We start from the raw sequence: 421 nt of genomic DNA, 5'->3' as shown, positions 1-421 counted from the left end.
CCGCAGTTGGGAGAGGTTCTCCAGCCGATGGGGGCGAACTGCGCATCGCGTTTGATGGGGATTCGGTACTTTTCAGCGATGAGGCGGAACGCGTCTTTAGGCTGATGCAATTGGAGCAATTCATCGACCACGAAGTCCGCAACGCGCGTACGCCTCTGCCCCCAGGGCCGCTGAAGCCGTTTCTTGATGCTCTGTGCTCATTGAGGAGTCGTCGCGAGTCGCTAGTATCGGTGCGTACTGCGTTGGTGACCGCACGCAGCGCACCGGCGCATGAGCGAGCGATTCGTACGCTGATGGCGTGGGGCGTTACGGTTGACGAGGCGATGTTTCTGGGAGGACAGCCCAAGGCACCATTCTTAGCCGAATTTGAGCCAGACATTTTCTTCGACGACCACGTCCGGAATTGCGAGTCGGCGGCCCG

At 59.9% G+C, this 421-nt stretch carries 1 protein-coding gene; it reads left to right on the top strand.

All coding sequences use genetic code 11. From position 1 onward, the window contains the following. Nucleotides 1-38 precede the first annotated feature (38 nt). The coding region (locus RVY79_RS22020) for a 5'-nucleotidase (RefSeq protein ID WP_411161742.1) at nucleotides 39-421 on the top strand (383 nt) is incomplete at its 3' end.

The organism is Chromohalobacter sp. HP20-39 (assembly GCF_033052815.1).
Taxonomy (GTDB): domain Bacteria; phylum Pseudomonadota; class Gammaproteobacteria; order Pseudomonadales; family Halomonadaceae; genus Chromohalobacter.
Note: the sequence above shows the minus strand (reverse complement) of the source record. Positions and strands in the feature narration are given on the sequence as shown.